We start from the raw sequence: 1,090 nt of genomic DNA on the forward strand, positions 1-1,090 counted from the left end.
TCACACCCGTTCCCATACCGAACACGGAAGTTAAGCTCTTTAGCGCCGATGGTAGTTGGGGGCTTCCCCCTGTGAGAGTAGGACGTCGCTAGGCATAATACCCAGGAGGATTAGCTCAGCTGGGAGAGCATCTGCCTTACAAGCAGAGGGTCGGCGGTTCGAGCCCGTCATCCTCCACCATATGCCGGTTTAGCTCAGCAGGTAGAGCAACTGACTTGTAATCAGTAGGTCGTGGGTTCGATTCCTATAGCCGGCACCATTTTTTGAGCCATTAGCTCAGTTGGTAGAGCATCTGACTTTTAATCAGAGGGTCGAAGGTTCGAGTCCTTCATGGCTCACCATTTAATTACCAACAATAATATGCGGGTGTGGCGGAATTGGCAGACGCACTAGACTTAGGATCTAGCGCCGCGAGGCGTGGGGGTTCGACTCCCTTCACCCGCACCATTTATATTTCAAATTCATAATTGCCAGGATAAATAATCTTATGCACATGCGGAAGTAGTTCAGTGGTAGAACACCACCTTGCCAAGGTGGGGGTCGCGAGTTCGAACCTCGTCTTCCGCTCCAAATGTGCCGGGGTGGCGGAACTGGCAGACGCACAGGACTTAAAATCCTGCGGTAGGTGACTACCGTGCCGGTTCGATTCCGGCCCTCGGCACCATTTTTTTAAAAACAAGCGCCCGTAGCTCAATTGGATAGAGCGTCTGACTACGGATCAGAAGGTTGTGGGTTCGACTCCTGCCGGGCGCGCCAATAAATGAACGGGAAGTAGCTCAGCTTGGTAGAGCACTTGGTTTGGGACCAAGGGGTCGCAGGTTCGAATCCTGTCTTCCCGACCATTTCCTAAAAATCAATTTATGGGGCCTTAGCTCAGCTGGGAGAGCGCCTGCCTTGCACGCAGGAGGTCAGCGGTTCGATCCCGCTAGGCTCCACCAATTTCAATAAATGAACCTTGAAAACTGAACAAGCAAAACGTAATCAATATAGTTTCCGAGCTAACTTCGGTTAGTGAACGAAACAAAAATTTTGGACATCAAAATTGATGCCAGCAAAACAATTTGAGCTAATCAAATTTCTTTTATGGAGA

Annotated in this window: 9 tRNA genes and 1 rRNA gene; all 10 read left to right on the forward strand. The window is 50.0% G+C overall.

What is annotated here, in order from left to right:
• Positions 1 to 94, forward strand: a 5S ribosomal RNA gene (rrf, locus tag ACIQXI_RS21940); the annotation flags it as partial.
• Positions 95 to 104: 10 nt separating this feature from the next.
• Positions 105 to 180 (forward strand) — tRNA-Val (locus tag ACIQXI_RS21945).
• Between the two features lie 3 nt (positions 181 to 183).
• A tRNA-Thr gene (locus ACIQXI_RS21950) sits at positions 184 to 259 on the forward strand.
• Positions 260 to 265: 6 nt separating this feature from the next.
• Positions 266 to 341 (forward strand) — tRNA-Lys (locus ACIQXI_RS21955).
• A gap of 21 nt (positions 342 to 362) precedes the next feature.
• Positions 363 to 447 (forward strand) — tRNA-Leu (locus tag ACIQXI_RS21960).
• A 48-nt stretch (positions 448 to 495) separates the two neighbouring features.
• Positions 496 to 570: transfer RNA gene (locus ACIQXI_RS21965), tRNA-Gly, on the forward strand.
• Positions 571 to 575: 5 nt separating this feature from the next.
• Positions 576 to 664: transfer RNA gene (locus tag ACIQXI_RS21970), tRNA-Leu, on the forward strand.
• Between the two features lie 15 nt (positions 665 to 679).
• Positions 680 to 756 (forward strand) — tRNA-Arg (locus ACIQXI_RS21975).
• 9 nt (positions 757 to 765) lie between these two features.
• Positions 766 to 842, forward strand: a tRNA-Pro gene (locus tag ACIQXI_RS21980).
• 20 nt (positions 843 to 862) lie between these two features.
• Positions 863 to 938: transfer RNA gene (locus ACIQXI_RS21985), tRNA-Ala, on the forward strand.
• Positions 939 to 1,090 lie beyond the last annotated feature (152 nt).

It is taken from the genome of Lysinibacillus sp. NPDC097195 (genome assembly GCF_044762075.1).
Lineage (GTDB): Bacteria > Bacillota > Bacilli > Bacillales_A > Planococcaceae > Lysinibacillus.